At 70.1% G+C, this 20150-nt stretch carries 19 protein-coding genes; 7 read left to right on the top strand and 12 right to left on the bottom strand.

Features of this window, described 5'->3' with window-relative positions; all coding sequences use genetic code 11:
- Positions 1-67 precede the first annotated feature (67 nt).
- Entirely contained in the window at positions 68-934 is an 867-nt protein-coding gene (locus MSPGM_RS04720; RefSeq protein ID WP_003598159.1) for a methionyl-tRNA formyltransferase, read from the top strand.
- Positions 935-938: 4 nt separating this feature from the next.
- A complete protein-coding gene (locus tag MSPGM_RS04715) occupies positions 939-1100 on the top strand; it encodes a DUF2256 domain-containing protein (protein ID WP_003598158.1) in 162 nt (53 codons plus the stop codon).
- A 21-nt stretch (positions 1101-1121) separates the two neighbouring features.
- Here the strand turns inward: MSPGM_RS04715 and MSPGM_RS04710 are convergent, their stop codons facing one another.
- The 4 genes from MSPGM_RS04710 to MSPGM_RS04695 form a co-directional block, all read right to left on the bottom strand.
- Positions 1122-1715, bottom strand: a complete 594-nt coding sequence (locus MSPGM_RS04710; protein WP_209687950.1) for an NTP transferase domain-containing protein — start codon at positions 1713-1715, stop codon at positions 1122-1124.
- Complete coding sequence (locus MSPGM_RS04705) at positions 1702-2712, bottom strand: molybdopterin-binding protein (protein WP_012752219.1); 1011 nt, start codon at positions 2710-2712, stop codon at positions 1702-1704. The genes MSPGM_RS04710 and MSPGM_RS04705 overlap by 14 nt, the downstream gene beginning before the upstream one ends.
- Before the next feature lie 4 nt (positions 2713-2716).
- Positions 2717-3445, bottom strand: coding sequence for an XdhC family protein (locus tag MSPGM_RS04700; protein WP_003600466.1), 729 nt, complete (start codon positions 3443-3445; stop codon positions 2717-2719).
- A gap of 66 nt (positions 3446-3511) precedes the next feature.
- The gene (locus tag MSPGM_RS04695) at positions 3512-3835 is read right to left on the bottom strand and encodes an XdhC family protein (RefSeq protein ID WP_261926179.1); all 324 of its coding nucleotides are present in this window, start codon (positions 3833-3835) and stop codon (positions 3512-3514) included.
- A 169-nt stretch (positions 3836-4004) separates the two neighbouring features.
- On the opposite strand from MSPGM_RS04695, the gene MSPGM_RS04690 reads away from it, so the two are divergent.
- Both MSPGM_RS04690 and infA read left to right on the top strand, forming a co-directional pair.
- Positions 4005-5117, top strand: coding sequence for a branched-chain amino acid ABC transporter substrate-binding protein (locus MSPGM_RS04690; RefSeq protein ID WP_003600464.1), 1113 nt, complete (start codon positions 4005-4007; stop codon positions 5115-5117).
- Positions 5118-5434: 317 nt separating this feature from the next.
- A complete protein-coding gene (infA, locus tag MSPGM_RS04685) occupies positions 5435-5710 on the top strand; it encodes a translation initiation factor IF-1 (protein ID WP_003600463.1) in 276 nt (91 codons plus the stop codon).
- Positions 5711-5786: 76 nt separating this feature from the next.
- Here the strand turns inward: infA and parC are convergent, their stop codons facing one another.
- Positions 5787-8033 carry a DNA topoisomerase IV subunit A gene (gene parC / locus MSPGM_RS04680; protein WP_003600462.1) on the bottom strand — a complete coding sequence of 749 codons (2247 nt, stop codon included), beginning with the start codon at positions 8031-8033 and terminating at the stop codon, positions 5787-5789.
- Between the two features lie 121 nt (positions 8034-8154).
- On the bottom strand, positions 8155-8895 hold the full coding sequence (recO, locus tag MSPGM_RS04675) for a DNA repair protein RecO (protein ID WP_003600461.1): 741 nt from the start codon (positions 8893-8895) through the stop codon (positions 8155-8157).
- Between the two features lie 128 nt (positions 8896-9023).
- Here recO and MSPGM_RS04670 point away from each other — a divergent pair, with 128 nt between their 5' ends.
- Together MSPGM_RS04670 and MSPGM_RS04665 are read left to right on the top strand one after the other, a co-directional pair.
- A complete protein-coding gene (locus MSPGM_RS04670; RefSeq protein WP_003600460.1) occupies positions 9024-9416 on the top strand; it encodes a hypothetical protein in 393 nt (130 codons plus the stop codon).
- Positions 9417-9660: 244 nt separating this feature from the next.
- Entirely contained in the window at positions 9661-10356 is a 696-nt protein-coding gene (locus MSPGM_RS04665) for a gamma-glutamylcyclotransferase (RefSeq protein ID WP_003600459.1), read from the top strand.
- A gap of 118 nt (positions 10357-10474) precedes the next feature.
- Here MSPGM_RS04665 and MSPGM_RS04660 read toward each other — a convergent pair whose 3' ends face one another.
- The 5 genes from MSPGM_RS04660 to MSPGM_RS04640 all read right to left on the bottom strand — a co-directional run bounded on the left by MSPGM_RS04660 (position 10475) and on the right by MSPGM_RS04640 (position 17571).
- Positions 10475-11260, bottom strand: coding sequence for a lytic transglycosylase domain-containing protein (locus MSPGM_RS04660; RefSeq protein ID WP_043707287.1), 786 nt, complete (start codon positions 11258-11260; stop codon positions 10475-10477).
- A gap of 322 nt (positions 11261-11582) precedes the next feature.
- Positions 11583-15104, bottom strand: coding sequence for a DNA polymerase III subunit alpha (gene dnaE, locus MSPGM_RS04655; RefSeq protein ID WP_003600454.1), 3522 nt, complete (start codon positions 15102-15104; stop codon positions 11583-11585).
- 555 nt (positions 15105-15659) lie between these two features.
- Positions 15660-16547 (bottom strand): metal ABC transporter permease, encoded by an 888-nt coding sequence (locus tag MSPGM_RS04650; protein WP_003600452.1) that lies wholly within the window; start codon positions 16545-16547, stop codon positions 15660-15662.
- Positions 16544-17443 (bottom strand): metal ABC transporter ATP-binding protein, encoded by a 900-nt coding sequence (locus MSPGM_RS04645; protein WP_003600451.1) that lies wholly within the window; start codon positions 17441-17443, stop codon positions 16544-16546. The genes MSPGM_RS04650 and MSPGM_RS04645 overlap by 4 nt, the downstream gene beginning before the upstream one ends.
- Entirely contained in the window at positions 17440-17571 is a 132-nt protein-coding gene (locus MSPGM_RS04640; RefSeq protein ID WP_003600450.1) for a hypothetical protein, read from the bottom strand. The genes MSPGM_RS04645 and MSPGM_RS04640 overlap by 4 nt, the downstream gene beginning before the upstream one ends.
- Positions 17572-17790: 219 nt before the next feature.
- On the opposite strand from MSPGM_RS04640, the gene MSPGM_RS04635 reads away from it, so the two are divergent.
- A complete protein-coding gene (locus tag MSPGM_RS04635; RefSeq protein ID WP_003600449.1) occupies positions 17791-18384 on the top strand; it encodes a Fur family transcriptional regulator in 594 nt (197 codons plus the stop codon).
- A 3-nt stretch (positions 18385-18387) separates the two neighbouring features.
- Here MSPGM_RS04635 and MSPGM_RS04630 read toward each other — a convergent pair whose 3' ends face one another.
- Entirely contained in the window at positions 18388-19893 is a 1506-nt protein-coding gene (locus MSPGM_RS04630; protein WP_012752213.1) for a sugar transferase, read from the bottom strand.
- Positions 19894-20150: the final 257 nt, after the last annotated feature.

The raw sequence follows: 20150 nt of genomic DNA, 5'->3' as shown, positions 1-20150 counted from the left end.
GCCGATCAAAGCCGCCGCGCCTTGCGCCGAACGTCGCAGGGCGGCCAGCCACGGGACGCCTCTGCCCATGAAATTCGCCTTTGCCGGCATCGACTTCCTCGGCGGCGTGTTCGACGGGCTGATCGAAGCCGGCTGGACGCCGGTGAAGCTGTTCACCCGGCCCTGCGACGGCATCTACGATCACAACGAGCTCGTGGTGGCCCAGGCCCGGCGCCACCGCATCCCGATCCAGCTCTCGCGAATGCTGCCCGACGACATCGAGCGGCTCGCGCACGAGCACGGCCGCGACGTGGTCCTCGTCGTCTCCGGTTATCCCTGGCTCGTGCGGGGCTGGCACGGGCGCGTGCGCTATGCCCTGAACCTCCACCCCTCGCCGCTGCCGACGGGACGGGGCCCCTATCCGCTCTTCAAGGCGGTTCTCGATGGCTACGAGAACTGGGGCGTCACCGCCCACGTGCTCGCCGAGCAGGGCTTCGACACCGGCGACATCCTTGCCCAGGACGTCTTCCCCCTCGACGGTGACGAGACCCACGAGACGCTGCTCACCAAGTGCCAGATGGCGGCCCGCCGCCTCGCCCTCGGGCCGATCGGGAAGGATCTGGCCGAGCGCTGGCGCAAGGCGGAACCGCAGGGCGACGGTTCCTATTGGCCGCGGGTGAACGACGCCGACCGCACCCTCGACTTCCACAAGGACGTCGCCGCGGTGCTGCGCCGCGTGCGCGCCTTCGGCACGATCGAGACCATCGCCCGGCTCGGCAACGCCCGCATCTTCGTCGCCGCCGCCGACGGCTGGCAGGAGGCCCACCGCCACGCCCCCGGTACCGTGGTGCACCGCTACCGCCGCCAGGTCGTGGTGGCCGCCCGCGACGGCTACGTGCAGTTCACCCGCTGGAGCCAGGTGCCGCTCAACGAGGCCGGGCAGATCGGGCGCTGACTCGATGCCGCCGATGCGCCGTAAGGGCGATCTCCCTCAGAAGATGTGCGTCCAGTGCGGCCGTCCCTTCGCGTGGCGCAAGAAGTGGGAGCGGGTCTGGGACGAGGTGCGCTACTGCTCCGACCGCTGCCGGACGGAGGCGAAGCGCGAGGCGCGCAAGAGCTGAGATGAGAGAAGAGCTGAGGCCTCAGCCTCCCAATGCCTCCGGGGTGTCGACGTCGAAGATCACCGCCGGATCGGCCGGCAGCTCCAGTACGTCGCCGCGCCGCTTCAGGATCGGCCCCGCGCCGTGGTCGCCGGTCAGCGCGGCGAGGTCGGCACCGAGGCGGGCAAGGTCGAGCAGCACCGGGTTGCCGCGGCGCCCATCGCTCACCGGCACCACGGCCGAGGGGCGTGGCGTCGCTTCGGTATAGGCTGCGATCAGCGCATCGATATGCGCCGGCCCGATCCGCGGCATGTCGCCGAGCAGCACCACCGCCGCCTCGGTCTTCGGCGGCAGGGCGGCGAGGCCGAGACGCAGCGAGGTCGAGAGGCCGGCGGCGGGGTCGGGGTTCTCGACCAGCCTCAATTCGAGCCTGGCCAGGGCGGCCCGCACCGCCTCGGCATGGGCGCCGAGCACCGCGACGACCGGCCCGGCGCGCGAGGCCAGGGCGGCTTCGGCAGCACGGCGCACCATCGGCCGGCCTGCATAGGGCGCGAGCATCTTCGCGGCCTGCCCGAAGCGGGAGCCGAGGCCGGCGGCGAGGATCACCGCGCCGATGCGCGGCTCAGACCCCGTCACCGCCCGATCTCGGTTGGCCGCGCAGGGGGATCTCGGTGAGCAGGCCGCCGACGCCGAGGCGCACGATATCGGCCCGGGTCACGGGGAGGCCCGCGAGCAGGCGGTGTAGGACGAAGTCGAAGCCGTTCTCCTTGGGCGAGCGGGCACAGCCCGGCGCGCCGATCACCGGCACGGCGCCAAGGGCGCCGAGCAGCAGCAGGTTGCCGGGATCGACCGGCATGCCGAACTGCTCGACCCGGCCGCCCGCCGCCTCCAGCCCGGCGGGGATCACATCGCGCCGATCGGCGATGGCCGAGGCGCCGAACACCACGACCAGCTCCGCCCCCTCCGCCGCCGCCCCGGCGATGGCGCCCGCGACCGCGCCGGCCTCGTGCCGCACGCGGGTCTCGGCGACGATCCGCGCCCCCGTCGGTGCGAGCCGGTCGGCGAGAACGCGCAGGGTCTTGGCGACGGTTGCCGGCTTCAGGCCGGGCAGCAGGGTCGAGACGACGCCGACCCGCTCAAGACGATAGGGCGCGAGCCGCATCGGCGGCGCGTCGGCGGCGGCGAGGGCCCGCTCCAGCGGCGCGGCGGCGACCGCGTAGGGGATGATCTTCACCGTCGCGACCATCTCGCCCGCCGCCACCGGCCGGAAGGCCGGCAGGGTCGCCACCGTGATCGCCTCGTCTACGGCGTTGACGGCGTCGATTCCGGCCGGCTCGACCACGAACAGGCCCGCGGCTTGCGCGAACAAATTGCAGCGCCCGGTGAACGGAGCCTCAGCGCGCAGGCCCGCCCCGGCGAGATGCTGGGCGAGGCGAGCTGCTGCCGCATCCTCGCCGACATCGCCGGGATCGAGCCGGACGGCCAGAATCTCGGGGATGCCGGATTCAGCGAGCCGCAGGGCCTCCTCGGCGGGGATCGGCCGGCCCTTCTTCAGGCTCGCGCCCTCGGCGCGCACGGTATGGGCGGCGATGAGCCCCGCGCTGTCGCGGGTCGCTACAGGTCCGAACTGCATGGGCTCAGCGTCCCGCCGCCGCGTCGGGGCCCTTGATGGGGTCTTTGATGCGATCCTGGCGCAGTGTCGCGACGACCTGGGCGAGGATCGACAGCGCGATCTCGGCGGGCGAGACTGCGCCGATGTCGAGCCCGATCGGCGCGTGGATCCGGCCGATCGCCGCCGCGTCGAACCCCGCCGCCTGCAGCCGCTCGACGCGACGGGCATGGGTCTTTCGCGAGCCCAGCGCGCCGATATAGGCGCAGTCCGCCCGCAGGGCCGCGACGAGGGCGGGATCGTCGATCTTCGGATCGTGGGTGAGCGCGGCCAAAGCCGTATAGGCGTCGAGGGGACCGATCTCGTCGAGCGCCTTGTCCGGCCATTCGGCGATCAGGCGCACGCCGGGGAACCGCTCCGGGCTGGCGAAGGCCGTGCGTGGATCGATCACCGTGAGGTCGAGACCGAGCTGGCTCGCGAGCGGCACCAGCGCCTGAGAAATGTGCACGGCGCCGATGACGACGAAGCGCACCGGCGGGGCGTGGACGGCGACGAAGACCGGGCGCCCGTCCGGCCCCTCATCGAGGCCGCTGCGGCCGCTGCGCAGGCGCTCGCGCAGCAGGGGGGCAAGCGGGTCGGCGTCGATCTCGGCCGCGCGCACGAGGCGCTGGCCTCCATCCGCGGGATTGGTGACGATCAGGGCCGGGCGGCGCGCCGCGCGCTCCGCGTTGAGGGCCGACAGGGTGTCGAGGCGCATGGAATTGGTCGCTCGATGCGAAACGGGCCGCCGCTCTTGATGGGAGCGGCGGAGGTTTGAAGAAAATCAGTCGATGCGTTCGACGAAGACGCGGATGCGGCCGCCGCAGGAGAGGCCGGCCCGCCACGCGGTCTCATCGGCGACGCCGAATTCCAGGGTGCGCGGGCGCCCGTCCTCGATCACGTCGAGCGCTTCGGTGATGACCTCGCCCTCTACGCAGCCGCCGGAGACCGAGCCGAGGAAGCGGCTGTCACCGTCGATGACGAGATGGCTGCCGACCGGGCGCGGCGCCGAGCCCCAGGTCTCGATCACGGTGGCGAGCACGACCGCGCGGCCCTCACGTCGCCAGCCCTCGGCGGCGCGCAGGATGTTGTCCTCGGTGGAGAGCATGGGGTTCACGTCCTGAAAATACCGGTTCCGCCGCCCCCGACCGTTCCGTCATGGGAGAGGTAGGCCTGTCAGCGCGTTCCGCAATGCGGCCAACCGTGGCGCTTGCAACGCCATCGGGCGGACTTCATCAAGGTCCGAGGATTTTCCAGCGGCCGGATGGGAGCTTGGTGTGTCGAAGCGGAGCGCGTTGGCAACCTTTCTCGCCCTGACGCTCGCAGGCCCCGTCGGCGCTGCCGAGCCGCTGAAAATCGGGCTCGCCGCGCCGTTGAGCGGGCCGGATGCCGGGTTCGGCCAGGGCGCGCGGCTCGGCGCCGAGCAGGCGGTCGCCGAGATCAATCGCGCCGGCGGGGTGATGGGGCGCAAGCTCCAGCTCGTGGTGCAGGACGATGCCGCCGACCCGAAACAGGCGGTGGCGGTCGCGCGCAAGTTCGCCGGCAGCGGCGTGCGCTTCGTCATCGGCCCGCTGACCTCGGGCGCCGCCGCCGCGGCCAGTTCGGTCTACGAGGAGGCCGGCGTCGTCTCGATCACCCCTGGTGCGACTTGGGCCCCGCTGACCCGCCGCGGCGCCGGCCTGCTGTTCCGCCTCGCGGGCAGCGACGCGCAGCAGGGCGTGCTCGGCGGCACGCTGCTCGCCGAGCGGTTCCGCGGCAAGCCGGTCGCCATCGTCCACGACAAGACCAGCTTTGGTCGCGGGCTCGCCGACGAGGCCGCCCGCGCCCTCAAGGCCCGCGGCGGGCAGGAGCGCCTGTTCGAGGGCGTCTCGCGCGACGACCGCGAGGTCGCGGCGCTCGTCGCCAAGCTGCGGGCGCTCGAGATCGAGGCGATCTATTTCGGCGGTCTGTCGGCCCCGGCCGGAGCGCTGATCCGGGCGATGCGCGAGGCTGGCCTGTCGACGCAGGTGATCGGCAGCGACGGGCTGCTCGACAGGGACTTTTCGCAGGTTCCCGGCGCCGAGGGCACGCTGATGACGGTGGCGCCCGCGCCGCCCCGCCTGCCCGAGCCGAGGGGCGCCAAGACGCCGCGGAGTGCGGAGGCCGAGATGTTCGCAGGCGCGGCCTACGCGGCGGTCGAGGTCGTGCGGCAGGGGATCGAGGGCGCGCGCTCGGACAAGCCGGCCAAGGTCGCGGCCTTCCTGCATGGCGGCGCCACCGTGCGTACGGTGCTCGGCGAGGTGGCGTTCGACGCAGGCGGCGATCTCGTGAAGCCGCCGTTCTCGGTCAGCGCATGGCGCCGGCTTCCCGACGGACGGCTCGACTTTGCCGGCAACGACGTCACGCCATGAGCCGGCGGAGGCCGCAAAATTCCACCCGGCGTTGAGGTTAAGCGGACCTTGCGTGGCGGATATTCTTGCACAAACCGCGTCCGACGCTTAAGTCGCAGGATTGGTGCCCTTCGCGAAACACCCGTCGTGCCGCTTGTCCGGCCGGAGGGAGGACTCCCCGATCCGGGAGTTTCGCGAAAGGCACCCGACGCCCGGCATCGCTGACGCCTCTCGTCCCGAGCGGATCGGACCCGCAGCGCCGCGCGTTTCGCACGATAGACCGATTTTTTGATTTTGCCGGAGCGCCCCGTGCAGGCAGCCCGGCCGGAGATAGATGTATGGCAAAAGAGGAATTGATGCAGTTCGACGGCTTGGTCGTCGAGATCCTGCCGGACGCGCGCTACCGCGTGCAGCTCGACCAGGGTCACGAGATCGTCGCCTACACGGCCGGCAAGATGAAGAAGAACCGCATCAAGACCCTGGCCGGCGACCGCGTCACCGTCGAGATGTCGCCCTACGATCTAGAGAAGGGCCGCCTCGTGTTCCGTCACAAGGACGAGCGTTCCGGTCCGCGTCCGCCCCAGCGCGGCGGCCAGCAGTTCCGTCGCCGCTAACGGCGTCGAACCACTTTCGGTTCGATCGAGCTTGCCGAGCGGCGCCCCATAGGGCACCGCCCGAAAGTCCCAAAAACTACTTCCCGAACCGCTCGAACTTCGGGAAGCTACGGGTCATCAGCGTGCCGGCATCGGACCGGTGGCCCATCCACTTCTCCAGCATGCCCGCATTGGCCAGCCGCGCCTGACCCGAGCCGTCGCGCCAGGGCAGACCTTCCGCCAGCGTGAAGACGCAGGCATCCGCAAGCTGGCTCTGGCGGCAGCGCTGCAGGCGCACGCCCTTGCCGCGGCCGAGTTCTGTGACTTCGGAAGCCGGGAAGACCAGCATCAGCTTGTCGGATGAGCAGACGGCGACGTGGTCGCCCTCGGCCGGCACCAGCAGCACCGCGCGCGTCCCCTCGTCGAGGCCGAGGATCGCCTTGCCCTTCCGGGTGTTGGCGACCAGCGCGTCGGAGGGCGCGATGAAGCCGCGCCCGTCCGAGCCGCCGACGAGCAGCTTGCTCTCCGGCTTGTAGGGCAACGCCGCGACGATCTCGGTGCCGTCGTCGAGATCGACCATCAGCCGCACCGGATCGCCGAAGCCGCGCCCGCCGGGCAGCTTCGAGGCCTCGATGGTGAAGACCTTGCCGTTCGAGGCGAGCAGCAGGATTTTTGCTGTGGTCTCGCTGAGGAAGGCGACCTTGAGGGTGTCGTCACCCTTGAAGGTGACGCCCGAGAGATCGGCGACGTGCCCCTTTAAGGCGCGGATCCAGCCCTTCTCGGACAGGATCACCGTGATCGGCTCGCGCTCGACCATGGCGGCGGTGAAGTCGATGCCGGCGGTGTCGGGCGGGTTCTCAAGGGTGGTGCGGCGGCGGCCCAGCTTGGTCTCGGGCCCGAAGGTCTTCTTCACCGCGCGGATCTGCTTGGTGATCTCGGTCCACTGGAGCTTCTCGGAGGCGAGCAATCCCTCGATCCCCTCCTTCTCCGCGGTCAGCGCCTCGAACTCGCGCTTCAGCTCCATCTCTTCGAGCTTGCGCAGGGAGCGCAGGCGGGTGTCGAGGATCGCGTTGGCCTGGACCTCGGTGAGTTCGAACCGCGCCATCAGGGCGGCCTTCGGCTCGTCCTCCTCACGGATGATGCGGATCACCTCGTCGAGGTCGAGATAGACGATGAGCAGGCCGCCGAGGATTTCGAGGCGGCGCTCGATCTGGCCGAGGCGGTAGCTCGAGCGTCGCTGGAGCACGACGCGGCGGTGATCGACCCACTCGCGCAGGCACTCGGCGAGACCGATGACCCGGGGCACGACGCCGCCGACGAGCACGTTGAGATTCAGCGGAATCCGCGATTCCAGCTCGGAGAGCCGGAACAGCGACTCCATCAGCATCACCGGATCGACCGAGCGCGAGCGCGGCTCCAGCACGACACGCACATCCTCCGCCGATTCGTCGCGCACGTCGGCGAGCAGCGGCAGCTTCTTCTCTTGGAGCAGGTCGGCGAGCTTCTCGATGAGGCGGGCCTTCGGCACGCCGTAGGGAATCTCGGTGACGACGATGTTCCAGGTGCCGCGGCCGAGATCCTCCTTGGCCCAGCGCGCCCGCACGCGGAACCCGCCGCGTCCGGTGCGGTAGGCCTCTCGGATGGACTCGGCTGAGTCGATCAGGATGCCGCCGGTGGGAAAGTCCGGCCCTTGCACGAAGGTGCAGAGCTGCTCGGACGTCGCCTCGCGGTTCTGGATCAGGTAGAGCGCCGCGTCGCAGAGTTCGGCGGCGTTGTGCGGCGGGATCGAGGTCGCCATGCCGACCGCGATGCCCTGGCTGCCATTGGCGAGCAGGTTCGGGAAGGCCGCCGGCAGGACGATCGGCTCCTCCTTCTCGCCGTTATAGGAGGCGCGGAAATCGACCGTGTCCTCGTCGATCCCGTCGAGCAGCAGGCGGGCGACTTCCGTCAGCCGCGCCTCGGTGTAGCGGTAGGCCGCCGGACCGTCGCCGTCGATGTTACCGAAATTGCCCTGGCCATCGACCAGAGGGTAGCGCTGGGCGAAATCCTGGGAGAGGCGCACCAGCGCGTCGTAGATCGCTTGGTCGCCGTGCGGGTGGAAGTCACCCATCACGTCGCCGACGATCTTCGCGCACTTCTTGAAGGCCGAGGTCGGGTCGAGCCGCAGCAGGCGCATGCCGTAGAGGATGCGCCGGTGCACAGGTTTCAGCCCGTCGCGGGCATCGGGCAGCGCGCGCTGCATGATCGTGGAGAGCGCATAGGCATAGTAGCGCTCCTCCAGCGCCGTCTTCAGCTCGACGCTCTCGATGCCGTCGCTCGGCGGCGGCAGGACGGGCTGGCCCATCACTCACTCCACATCGTCAGTTCAGTCCGGGCGCCGACCCTGCGTCGGCGTCCGCCACCGCTCCCCGTCCCGACGGGTCACGGCGCCTCTCGAAACCCACCGGAACATAACACGAACACGGTCAACTCTGGCCAGTGCCGAGTGCGACGAATCGTGCGCGTTCCTCCGGCGTGTCTTGCGCCCGCGGGCGCCAGACATGCTGATCGAGGAAATACCCCGTCAAGGTAAACCCCTCCCGAACGTCGTGGGTGTCAGGCGTGCGCCAGCCGCTGCCGGGCTGGTCGCGGTCGCGCAGGAAGGGTGGAAGCGGCAGCAGGCGATCGCGGAAAGGCTCGCCCGCCGAGGCGCTGACCGCGCGCCCGCTTTTGGGCGAGACGTAGACCAGGGCGTCGTTGGCGCCCGTCGCGGCGCAATGTGAGAGATCGAGGCCGAAGCCGAGCCCGGCGAGCAGCGCCAGTTCGAACCGCACCATCAGCGCGGGGGCGATCTCGGGATCGTCGAGATGGGCGATCAGGATCTGCGCCGCCTCGTAGAGCGCCGGATGCGGATCGCGCTCGGGCAGGAGCCGCAGCAGCGCCGAGAGATGCGCGACACCGTAGAGCGCGAGACCCGAATCCATCAGGCGCGAGGCGTTCAGGGTCAGCGGCTCGACCGCGTAGGCCCCGAGCGCCCCGTCGAGCCGCGCCCGCCACGTCGCGCGAAGCGTGTTGCCGGGCTGGAGCATCGGCTGCATCCGCCGCGAGCGCCCGCCATGGACGAGCCCGAGATGGCGCCCGTGCTCCGGCGTCATCAGTTCGAGCACGACCCCAGTCTCGCCGTGCTTGCGCAGGCCGATCACCAGGCCATCGTCGATCCATTGCATGGGAGAGAGATAATCATTCCGATGCCGGAGCGGGACTGCTTTGCACGCCGAAATCGGGTGGCGATCGCGAATCCATTTCCCGCCCTGATCGAAACCGCTACGCTTTTCCCGCAAAGGGAGATTCGGCGATGGTCGGGCGGCGCGGCGGGGTGGTGCTGGCGATGGTCCTCGCGGTCGGCGGCTGCACCGCGACCGCCGCCCCGCCTTCGCCCGCCGCCTCAACCGGCACGGTCCGCGAGCGGATCGCCGCGCTGGTCCTGCGTCAGGTCGCCTTCGGCTCGGTCTCGCTGATCCCGGTGCGGTTCGCGCATAGCCGGATCGCCGGCCCGTTCGAGGATGGCAGCCGTCGGCTCTACTGCGTCTCGACCCGGATGAGCGGACGCACCTTCGGCAAGCCGGAGCGGCCCAAGCTCGTGCTGCGGGAGGAGGCCGGGGCGCTCACCGTCCTGCGCGACGAGGAGGAGACCTGCGAGGGGCACCGTAGCGAGCCGTTTGCGGAGCTGGATTCGCCCGTCAGCTGAGACGATTGTCAACCTGTGCCGCATGGGCGAACTCATCGCGCCTCCTGCCGAGGTGCCGAGCGACAGCTCGGCCTCAAAGCATGCCGGAACGGCCGATCCCACGGAGCCGGTTCAGCTGAAGCGTCGCGGCGTGCTTCGAGGCTGCTGGCGCGGCACCTCAGCATGAGGGCCGTTGGGAGACGACCGAACAGGCGGTGGCACCGGGGTTGCGCTCACGCCCCCAAAAGTGATCCGCTCAAGCGCAATGGCTTCCCGTCCCCTGTCGCTTTCCCGCGACCTCATCGCCCGTGCCCATCCCGACACCGTCCCCGATGATGAGACCGCACTGACGCTGCTCTCGGACGCTGACCTTGCGCCCGAACTCGCGGCGATGCTGGCGCGCCGCGCTTCCCCCGAGGGCGGGCTGTGGGTGTTCGCCTACGGCTCGCTGCTGTGGAACCCGGAATTCGCCTTCACCGAGCAGCGGCTCGGCACGCTGCGGGGCTGGCACCGCCGGTTCTGCCTGTTGCAGCGGCGCTTTCGCGGCACGCCGGAGAATCCTGGCTTCGTGCTGGGGCTCGACCGGGGCGGGATCTGCCGCGGCGTCGCCTTCCGCCTGGACGATGCCGACCCGCACGCCATCCTGATGCCGGTCTGGCGGCGGGAGATGAAGGGCAAGGGCTACGAGGGCCGCTGGGTCACGGTGGAGACGGAAGCCGGGCCGGTCACGGCGCTGACCTTCATGGTGAACCGGCAGAGCGACCGCTACACCGGCCGCCTCTCGGATGCGGAGATCGCGGACAAGATCGCAACGGCCTGCGGGCATCTCGGCCCGAGCGCCGAGTATCTGTTGCGCACCGTGGAGGCCTGCGCCCGGCTCGGCATCCACGACCGGCACCTGTGGTCGCTCCAGGCGCTCGTGGCCGAGCGCCTGCGGGAGCGGCGCGCGGCCTGCGCGTAGTCTCTCCTCCGTCATTGCGAGGCGAGGTGTAAGCAATCCATGGCGCGAGCGTGCCGGATCGGGCACGCCGCGGCTGGACGGCTTCGCTCCGCTCGCCCTGACGGAACTGCGAAGCGGACTACTGCCCGTCGATCCGCGCGCCGAGGAGCGCGATGGCGCGCTGGTAGACGCCGGCCGCGTTCCAGCCCTGGATCGCGGCGAAGTTCGGCTCGCCGGGCTGGTAGCCCGCACCGCGCTGCCAACCGTGGCCCTTCAGGAAGTTGGCGGTGGAGTTCAGCGCGACCGGCGCGCTGTCGAGGCTGCCGCCGACGCCGTAGGTCAGGACGTTCTTGGGCAGGAACTGGGTGTGGCCGACTTCGCCATGGGCAGCACCCCGGGTCGCCGGGGTCAGGACGCCGCTATCGACCAGCTTGAGCGCCGCGTAGAGCTGATCGGTGAAGTAGGCCGAGCGGCGGCAATCGTAGGCCAGCGTGGCCACCGCCGAGAGGGTGTTGACGTTGCCCTTCACCGCACCGAAGCCGGTCTCCATGCCCCAGATCGCCAGCAGCGGGCCCGGCGGCACGCCGTAGCGCTGCTCGATCGAGGCGAAGAGCGCCGCGTTCTGCGCTTTGAGGGCGCGCCCGCGGGAGACGATGGTGTTGCCGCCGCGCTTGGCCAGGAACTGGTCGAGCGAGAGCTTGAAGCTCTTCTGGCCGCGATCTGCCGAGATGGTCGCGGTGGAATAAGAGGTGTTGGCGAGCGCCGCGAGCGAGGCCGGGCTCGCCCGGCCCTTGGCCTCGGCGGCGAACTCGTCCTTCCAGGCTTCGAAGCCGGCGGCATTGTTGCCGCACTGCGCCGCCTGCGCCGTGCCGGCCAGCCCCATCAGGGCGGCGGCGGCGACCATTCTCAAACCGTGTCCGGTCATTCCACACTCCATCAGGCGGCGGCCTCACGCGGCGCCGCGGCAATTACAGGGCTTCGGCCGTTGCGCGGCACCGGGCGAGCCCCAACCATCGGAGCCCACGCCCGTTACCTTGAGTTCGGACGAACCATACCTTGGCAGAATCACCGAGCTGTGGCGGCGGTGAGGCACGAAAGGCCCTGCAACGCCACTATCCGGCGGACATCATTGGATTGGTTACCGGCAGATTGCAGCCGATCCCGCTCGGAATGCCTCACGAAACGCCCGATCACCGATCGTCTTCCCTCGGGGCAGGGCGGTGCAGCGGGCGTCTTGTGAGAGACACTCAGTTCACCTCCACCTGCACCACCCCCGGCACGGCACGCAGCGCACCCGCGACCTGCGGGGTCGCCTGGTAGCGATCCTTCAGCCGCACCTCGACCTCGCGCTCGCCGCCGTCGAGGATGAGGATCAGCGAGACCTCGCCTTCGCCGCGCAGGGTCAGGCGCTGCTGCACCGAACTCAAGGCGCGGTCGTCGCGCAGGAAGATGCGCATGCCCTTCTGGTGGCGGGCGGCCGCCTGATCGAGGGGCTCGGCGGTGGTGATGCGGGCGCGCACGTCCTCGCCCTCCAGGTTGGCCTGGATCGTCAGCACCAGCGGCCGGCCGGGCTCGAGGATGTCGCGGTACTGGTTCAGCCCCTCGGAGAAGATGATCGCCTCGAAGTGGCCGGTCTGGTCCGAGAGGATGACGATGCCGAGCTTGTTGCCGCTCTTGGTGCGCCGCTCCGAGCGGTCGAGCACCGAGGCGGCGATCCGCCCGACGCTGGCCGTGCCCGCCCGCACCGCCCGGCAGAAATCGGCCCAGGACTGGACTCGCAGCTTTTCGAGGATCGGCCCGTACTCGTCGAGCGGATGGCCCGAGAGGAAGAAGCCGATGGCGTCGCATTCGCGCTTGAGCTTGTCGGTGTGGGTCCAGAACTCGTGCGGCGGGATGCGTAGAGCCACATCCACCGAGGCGACGCCGCCGAACATGTCGGTGATGCCCGAGGTCTCGGCCTCGGCCGCGCCCTGGGCCATCTTCATCATCGGCTCGACCGCGGCCCAGGCGCGTGCCCGGTCCGGTTCGATGCAGTCCAGCGCGCCGGCCGCAATCAGGTTTTCCAGCGTGCGCTTGTTGACGTGGCGCGGGTTCAAGCGCCGGGCGAAGCAGGCGAGGTCCTTGAACGGCTTGTCGCCGCGCGCGGCGACGATCGACTCCACCGCCGAGCGGCCGACGCCCTTGATCGCGGCGAGCGCGTAGAGGATGCGCCCCTCCCGCACGTCGAACACCACGCCCGAGGTGTTCACGGACGGCGGCTCGACCGTGATCTTCAGGCGCTGCGCGTCCTGGCGGAATTCGGCGAGCTTGTCGGTGTTGTCGATGTCGAGCGTCATGGCCGCGGCCAGGAACTCGACCGGATGGTTCGCCTTCAGATAGGCGGTCTGGTAGGTCACCAGCGCGTAGGCGGCCGCGTGGGACTTGTTGAAGCCGTAGTCCGCGAACTTGGCGAGCAGGTCGAAGATCTCGTCGGCCTTGGCCTTGGTTAGGCCGTTTTCGGTGCAGCCCTTCACGAAGCGGTCGCGCTGGGCGTCCATCTCCGCCTTAATCTTCTTACCCATGGCGCGGCGGAGCATGTCGGCCTCGCCCAGCGTGTAGCCGGCGAGAACCTTGGCGACCTCCATCACCTGCTCTTGGTAGACGATGATCCCGAAGGTCTCCTTCAGGATCGGCTCCAGCATCGGGTGCGAGTACCAGCTCGCCTCGTTGCCGGCGTCACGCCCGAGCTTGCGCTCGCAATAGACCGGGATGTTGGCCATCGGGCCCGGCCGGTAGAGCGCCACCAGCGCGATGATGTCCTCCAGGCGGTCGGCCTGCATCTCGCAGAGCGCCTTGCGCATGCCGGCGGATTCCACCTGGAACACCGCGACGGTCTCGCCGCGGCCCATCGGCTCGTAGGTCTTCTTGTCGTCGAGCGGGATCTGAGCGAGATCGACCTCGATGCCGCGCTGCTTGAGCAGATCCGTGCAGCACCGCAGCATCGTCAGGGTCTTGAGGCCGAGGAAGTCGAACTTCACCAGGCCGGCCTGCTCGACCCACTTCATATTGAACTGGGTCACCCGCATGCCCGTCTTCGGGTCTCGGTAGAGCGGCACCAGTTCTTCGAGCGGCCGGTCGCCGATCACCACGCCGGCGGCGTGGGTCGAGGCGTGGCGGTGCAGGCCCTCCAGCTTCTTCGAGATCTCGATGAGGCGGGCGACGATCGGCTCCTCTTCGATCGCCTGCTGCAGCTTGGGCTCGCCCTCGATGGCTTGCGCCAGCGTCACGGGGTTGGCCGGGTTCTGCGGTACGAGCTTGGTCAGCTTGTCGACCTGCCCGTAGGGCATTTCCAGCACGCGGCCGACGTCGCGCAGCACGCCGCGGGCGAGCAACGTACCGAAGGTGATGATCTGCCCGACCTGCCGCTCGCCGTAGCGCTGCTGCACGTAGCGGATCACCCGTTCGCGGCCCTCGACGCAGAAGTCGATGTCGAAGTCCGGCATCGAGACGCGTTCGGGGTTGAGGAAGCGCTCGAACAGCAGACCGAAGCGCAGCGGGTCGAGGTCGGTGATGAGGAGCGACCACGCCACCAGCGAGCCTGCGCCCGAGCCGCGGCCCGGTCCCACGGGGATGTCGTGGTCCTTGGCCCACTTGATGAAGTCCGAGACGATCAGGAAGTAGCCCGGGAACTTCATCTTGACGATGACGTCGAGCTCGAACTTCAGCCGCGCGCGATAATCCTCCTCCGTGAAGCCCGGCGCGGTGCCGTGCTGCTTCAAGCGCAGCTCCAGCCCGGCCTCGGCCTGCCGGCACAGCTCGGTCGGCTCGTCGGCGGCCACCGCCTGAACCGGCGTCTCGGCGGCCTCGGCCAGTGCGTCGGCCATGGGCGGCGCCTCGCCCGCGGCGACGCTGGCGAAGTTCGGCAGAATGGGTTTGCGGGTGCGCGCCCGGTAAGAACAGCGCATGGCGATCTCGACGGAGGCCGAGAGCGCGTCCGGCAGATCGCGGAACAGCTCCATCATCGCGGCGCGCGTGGTGAAGGCGTGGCGCGGGGTGAGCCGGCGGCGGCGCTCGTCGGAGACGAGGCGGCCCTCCGCGATGGCGAGCAGCGCGTCGTGCGCGTCGTAATCGCCGGGCTTGGCGAAGAACGGCTCGTTGGTGGCGACGATGCCGAGACCGTTCGTATCAGCGAGCCGCAGCAATTCGCGCTCGACGGCGCGCTCGTCGTCGAGGCCGTGGCGCTGGATCTCGACGTAGAGGTGCTCCTCGCCGAACGCCCCTTTCAGGATCTCCAGGCGGCGCGCGGCCTGATCGACGCGGCCGGCACGTAGGCTGGTATCGAGCGGCCCCGAGAGCCCGCCGGTGAGACCGATCAGCCCCTCGACGTTGCCCTCCAGCGCCGAGACGGCGAGGTTGGGCGCGGCGCCGAGCGGACCATCGAAATGCGCCCGGCTGCCCAGACGCAGAAGGTTGCCGTAGCCGGTCTCGTCTTGAGCGAGCAGCACGATGTTGGCGCAGCCGGCCTGGGGCAGGCGCGCCATCGGGTCCGGCGCCTCGAAGCAGATCGTGAGCTGCAGGCCCGCGATCGGCTGGATCCCCGCCTTGGCGGCGTATTCGGAGAATTCCAGCGCCCCGAACAGGTTGTTGGTGTCGGTGAGCGCGAGCGCGGGCTGCCGGTCGGCCGCGGCCGCCTTGACGAGATCACCCGCCTTCACGCCGCCTTCGAGCAGCGAGTAGGACGAGTGGACATGGAGGTGGACGAAGCCGACCTCTTTGAGTGTGCGCGCCATGGAGGACCCTGCTCGGAGCCCGCTAAGATCGCCGCTCCATGCCTTCCGAGTCTGTCACCAAGGCGCCGCACCGCAGGCGATATCCACCGTTCTTCGAGTTTGACGCCGAACGGATGGGCGAGGCGGGCGGAAACCGCCTGTCCGCCACCTTTTCCTGTGAGCAACGCAGCCGACGCCGGAACAAACCGCGTTCGAGCGCGGACCTTTAATGGATCGGCGCCAAGGCTACCGCCCAGAGCGCGACCGCTCCGAAGAGCAGGCCAAAGGCGGTGAACTCGACGAGGCTGGTGAAGAGCACACGCTTGGTCATCGCTTCCACTCCCTGTTGATGGAGTGATCTTTGTTCCTGTTTTGTTCTGTGTAAAGCCTCGGGATCGACCCACGCGTTGGAATGGTGAACGATGTGTTGCCGGCGCCACGGTAGCCCGTTCAAGCCCGGTCACGCATCCCGTCGATGGCTTCGCGCTGCGGGGCACATCCTTCCGTCGAGGTGAGGCGGAATCGATCCAAGGCCGCGACCTCGCCGAACAGCTCGGCACCCCGAAGCGTTTCGCCTCACGCCTCCAGGTGACGCCGCCGGACGAGGCGGTGGATCAGGCCGCCGCGGGGGCCGATCAGCATCGAGACGAGGTAGAGCGCGCCCGCCGCCAGCACGATCGCCGGTCCCGTCGGGAGCCGGATGCCGGCGTGGTAGGAAACCAGCAGGCCGGTCACGCTGGAGATCATCGAGACCAGCATCGCCACGGGGATCAGGCCCGACAGGTCGGCGGCCCAGAACCGGGCGGTGATCGCCGGCAGCAGCATCAGGCCGACCGCCAGCAGCGTGCCGAGCGCCTGGAAGCCGCCGACGAGGTTGACCACCACGAGCGCGAGGAAGGCCGAGTGCACCGGGCCGCCGGCGCGGCTGACCGTGCGCAGGAACAGCGGATCGACGCACTCGATCACCAGCGGGCGGTAGAGCAGGGCGAGCGCGACCAGCGTCAGGCTCGCAATGCCGCCGAGCAGCGTGAGCGCGTCGTCGTCGAGCGCCAGCACGGTGCCGAACAGAATGTGCAGCAGATCGACCTGCGAACCGCGCAGCGATACGAGGAACACCCCGCCCGCGAGCGAGATCAGGTAGAAGGCGGCCAGACTCGCATCCTCCTTCAGCACGGTCGAGCGGGTGACGAGCCCGGCGGCCAGCGCCACCGCGAGCCCGGCCACCAGCCCGCCCAGCGTCATCGCCGGCAGCGACAGCCCGGCGACGAGGAAGCCGGCGGCGGCGCCGGGGAGGATGGCGTGGCTCATCGCCTCGCTCATCAGGCTCATCCGACGCAGCATCAGGAAGACGCCGAGCGGCGGCGCCGACAGCGACAGCGCGAGGCACCCGGCCAGCGCCCGGCGCATGAAGCCGAACTCGACGAAGGGGCCGATCAGGAAATCAAGACAATCGGCAAACGTCACGAGACGGCCCCGTGATGCGCGCGGCCATGGTCGTGATCATGATGGCCGGGCTCATGATGATCGTGGTTGTGGTCGTGCGGGGCATGGCCGTGCGTCTGCGCGGAGCCGCCGCTCTCGTGATGCGCCTCGTGCGCGTCATGCTCGTGCGCCTCATGGCGGCAGATCGCGGCGGCCTCGTCCCAGGCCTCCGACAGGCGCAGCGCACGGGCCAGCACCGGCGGCGTCAGCACCTCGCGCGTCGGCCCCCAGGCGATGGGCCGGCGGGCGAGAACGAGGGTCGAGGCGAAATGCGCGCGCACCTGGGCAAGGTCGTGCAGGGCCGCGACCACGGTGCGGCCCTCGCGGTGCCAGCCGCGGATCAGGGTGAGCAGGTCGGCGGTGGTGCGCTCGTCGATGCCGGTGAAGGGCTCGTCGAGCAGGATGATCCGTGCATCCTGCAGGATCAGCCGGGCGAACAGGGCGCGTTGGAACTGGCCGCCGGAAAGGGTGCCGATCGGCCGGTCCTCGAAGCCATTGAGCCCGACCGCCGCGAGCGCCTCGACCAGGCGGCTCCGCTGGCGGATGAGGCTGCGCCACGCACCGAGCGGGCGCCACAGCCCCATCGCCACGAGGTCGAGGACGCTCAAGGGGAAGCTGCGGTCGATCTCGGCGGCCTGCGGCAGGTAGGCGATGGCGCCGGAGCGCGGCCCCGCCTCGACGCTTCCGTCGAGCGGGCGGATCTCGCCGACGATGCCCTTCAGCAGGGTCGACTTGCCCGCGCCGTTCGGCCCGACCACGGCGAGCAGGTCGCCGGGCGCGATGGTGCCGTCGAGATGGTGAACCGCCGGATGCCGGTCGTAGCCGAGCGTCAGGCCCTGGAATCGGATCGCGCCGGCGCGCGCGGCCTCGCCGCTCACGATTTGGCCCACAGGATCACGGCCCAGAGCAGGCTCGACAGGATGAGGGCGGCCGCGAGACGAGGGCCGACTCCGCTGCGGAACAGCGAGCGGCGCGGGAGGCGGACGGTCCCGCCGGCACGGGTCATGGGATCTCCGAGGATGGACCGGCGCGGGCGGTGTCGCGGAGGCCGGGACTATCGCGGCCCGCGCCGTTGCCCGCCTCGTTGCCCGATTGCAGCCGGACGCCTATCTTGGTCGGGCTGATACACTGTAACATGGACCGAGTTCAATCGGCCCGTGCCGAGTGTCGATACAAGCGGCGATGATAAGCGGCGACACCGGGCGCCGAGACCGGGGAGGTCGGGATGCGCGGTCACGCGCAGCAGCAGCACGGCCAAGGCGAGGGCCAAGGCGACGGCAACCACGGCGACGGGCACGTGCACGACCATCACGGTCATGGCGCGTCCGCCTGCGGTGGGCATGCCGTCTCGGTCGAGGACGTGATCGAGCGGGCGGAGCGGCTCTGCCAGGCGCGCGCCTTGCAATTCACGCGGCTGCGGCGGGACGTGCTCGCGGCGGTGGCGGCGGAGCACAAGCCGCTCGGCGCCTACGACATCGCCGAGCGGATGAGCGCCCCCGGGCGCCGGGTCGCGGCGGTGTCGGTCTACCGCGCGCTCGATTTCCTCACCGAGCAGGGCTTCGTCCACCGCATCTCCAGCCGCAACGCCTTCGTCTCGTGCGGGCACGAGCACGGCGCGGGGGTGGGCCTTGTCTTCCTGATCTGCCGCACCTGCGGCGGCATCGACGAGATGACCGCCCCGGCGGTCGAGAGCGCCCTCGACCAGACGCTGGCCGGGGCCGGCTTCACCCCGACGAGCCGGATTCTGGAGGTCGAGGGGGAGTGCGGCGCCTGCCGCGGGCGCGGGGACGCGCTGCCGGACGAGGCGAGCCGCGCGTAGCGGTCAGCACGCGTTGCGGTAGGCGCGCGGCGAGGCGATCGTCCGGAACAGGATCGTGATGTCGAGCCAGAGCGACCAGTTGTCGATGTAGTGCAGATCGGCCTGGACGCGGCTCTCCATCGCCGCGTCGGTCAGCGTCTCGCCGCGAAAGCCGTTCACCTGCGCCCAGCCGGTGATGCCCGGCTTCACGTTGTGGCGGCGGGCGTAGAGGGCGATGCGGCGCTCGAAGCTGCGGTCATGCGCCAGCGCGTGCGGGCGGGGGCCGACGAGCGACATGTCGCCCCGGATCACGTTCAGGAGCTGCGGCAGCTCGTCGAGGTTGGTCCGGCGCAGCAGGGCGCCGATCCGGGTGATGCGCTCGTCGTTGCGCGAGGCCTGCCGGAAGGGGGCGTCGGGGGCAGCCTTCATGCTGCGGAACTTGAAGACGCCGAAGGCCTCCTGGTTGAAGCCGTAGCGCCGCTGCCGGAAGAAGACCGGGCCGGGGCTGTCGAGCTTGATCAGCACGGCGAGCGCGACGAAGAGCGGCGCGAGCAGCAGCAGCCCGATCCCGGCCAGCGTCACGTCGAAGGCGCGCTTGAGCAGGATCTCGCCGACCGAGAGCGGGCGGCGGCCGATATTGATGCCAGACAGTCGGCCGACCCGAGCGACCTGCAGGTCGGGGAAGCGGTCCATCATCGTGCCGGGCCGCAGGTGCAGGGCCGCCGGCACCCGCAGGAAGGCGTCGATGCAGCGCTCGATGTCGGCGGGCTCCGACCACGGCACCAGCACGAACACGTCGTCGGGCCGCAGGAACCGCACCACCGAGACCGCGAGGTCGAGATCCTCGGCGAGCAAGGTCTCCGCGTTCCCGGTGCCGGAGGCGGGCTCGGGACGGCGCAGGTAGCTCGTCCCGACGATGCGTAATCCCAGCGCCTCGACATCGTTGTTGGCGTAGAAGTTCGTCACGTCCTCCTCGTAGCCGACGAGGTGGACGCGGCTGGCGGAGGGCGAGCCGGAGGTGCTGCTGCGGCGTACCATGGCCACCGTCCCCGCGCGGACGAGGATCGTCACGGGCAGGCCGGCGAGGAAGAAGGCGACCGAGGCGACGCGGGAGAAGTCCTGAGTCGTCTTCGTCGCGAAGCCGACCAGCAGGGCGACCGCCCAGGCCATGAGCCAGAGCGTCGCCCGGCGCTGCAGATGCGGCGTCTGCGACAGGCAGCGCTCGATGCTGTACTCGCCGCGGGCGAGATTGGTCAGCACGAAGATCAGAGACAGGAAGCCGGCCGTCTGAAGGTTCATGCTGTTCGTGAGCGGGATCAGCTCCCCGTCGCCGATATAGGCGTGGTAGGCCACGTCCGCCGCGAAGCCGACCGCGAAGATCGCCACGAGATCGGCCGCCAGCAGCGAGGCCGAGATGCCCACGCGCAGGGCCATGCGCCGCCGCCTCGGCAGAAGCGAGGCCCAGACGGAGCGGCTTACCCCGTCGCCGGGCAGCCGCTGGTACTGCTGAGGGGGGCGCTCGTGAAACATATGTCCCGCGCTGTGCTGCCCTGGGGCGGTGAAGTGTCCCGACGCGGGACGTTTTCGGCCGCCGCGCCCGGTTCTGCGGCTCCCCGCGCAAGCCGCGCACCGGATGCATGCCGGTGCCATTGCTCGGGCCAAACGGGACTGAGATACGAGCCAGCGGACGAAAGCCCGGCCCTCCGGATGAGCGGTCCCTGGACCGATCCTCCGGCGGGCTGGACCCGTCGCGGTGCGCGGGCCGAACGCAGACCGGCCCCCGATCG

The sequence above is a fragment of the Methylorubrum sp. GM97 genome, assembly GCF_024347855.1.
In the GTDB taxonomy this organism is placed as follows: domain Bacteria; phylum Pseudomonadota; class Alphaproteobacteria; order Rhizobiales; family Beijerinckiaceae; genus Methylobacterium; species Methylobacterium extorquens.
The sequence above is the reverse complement of the archived record's forward strand: the minus strand, read 5'-3'. Positions and strand labels throughout refer to the sequence as shown.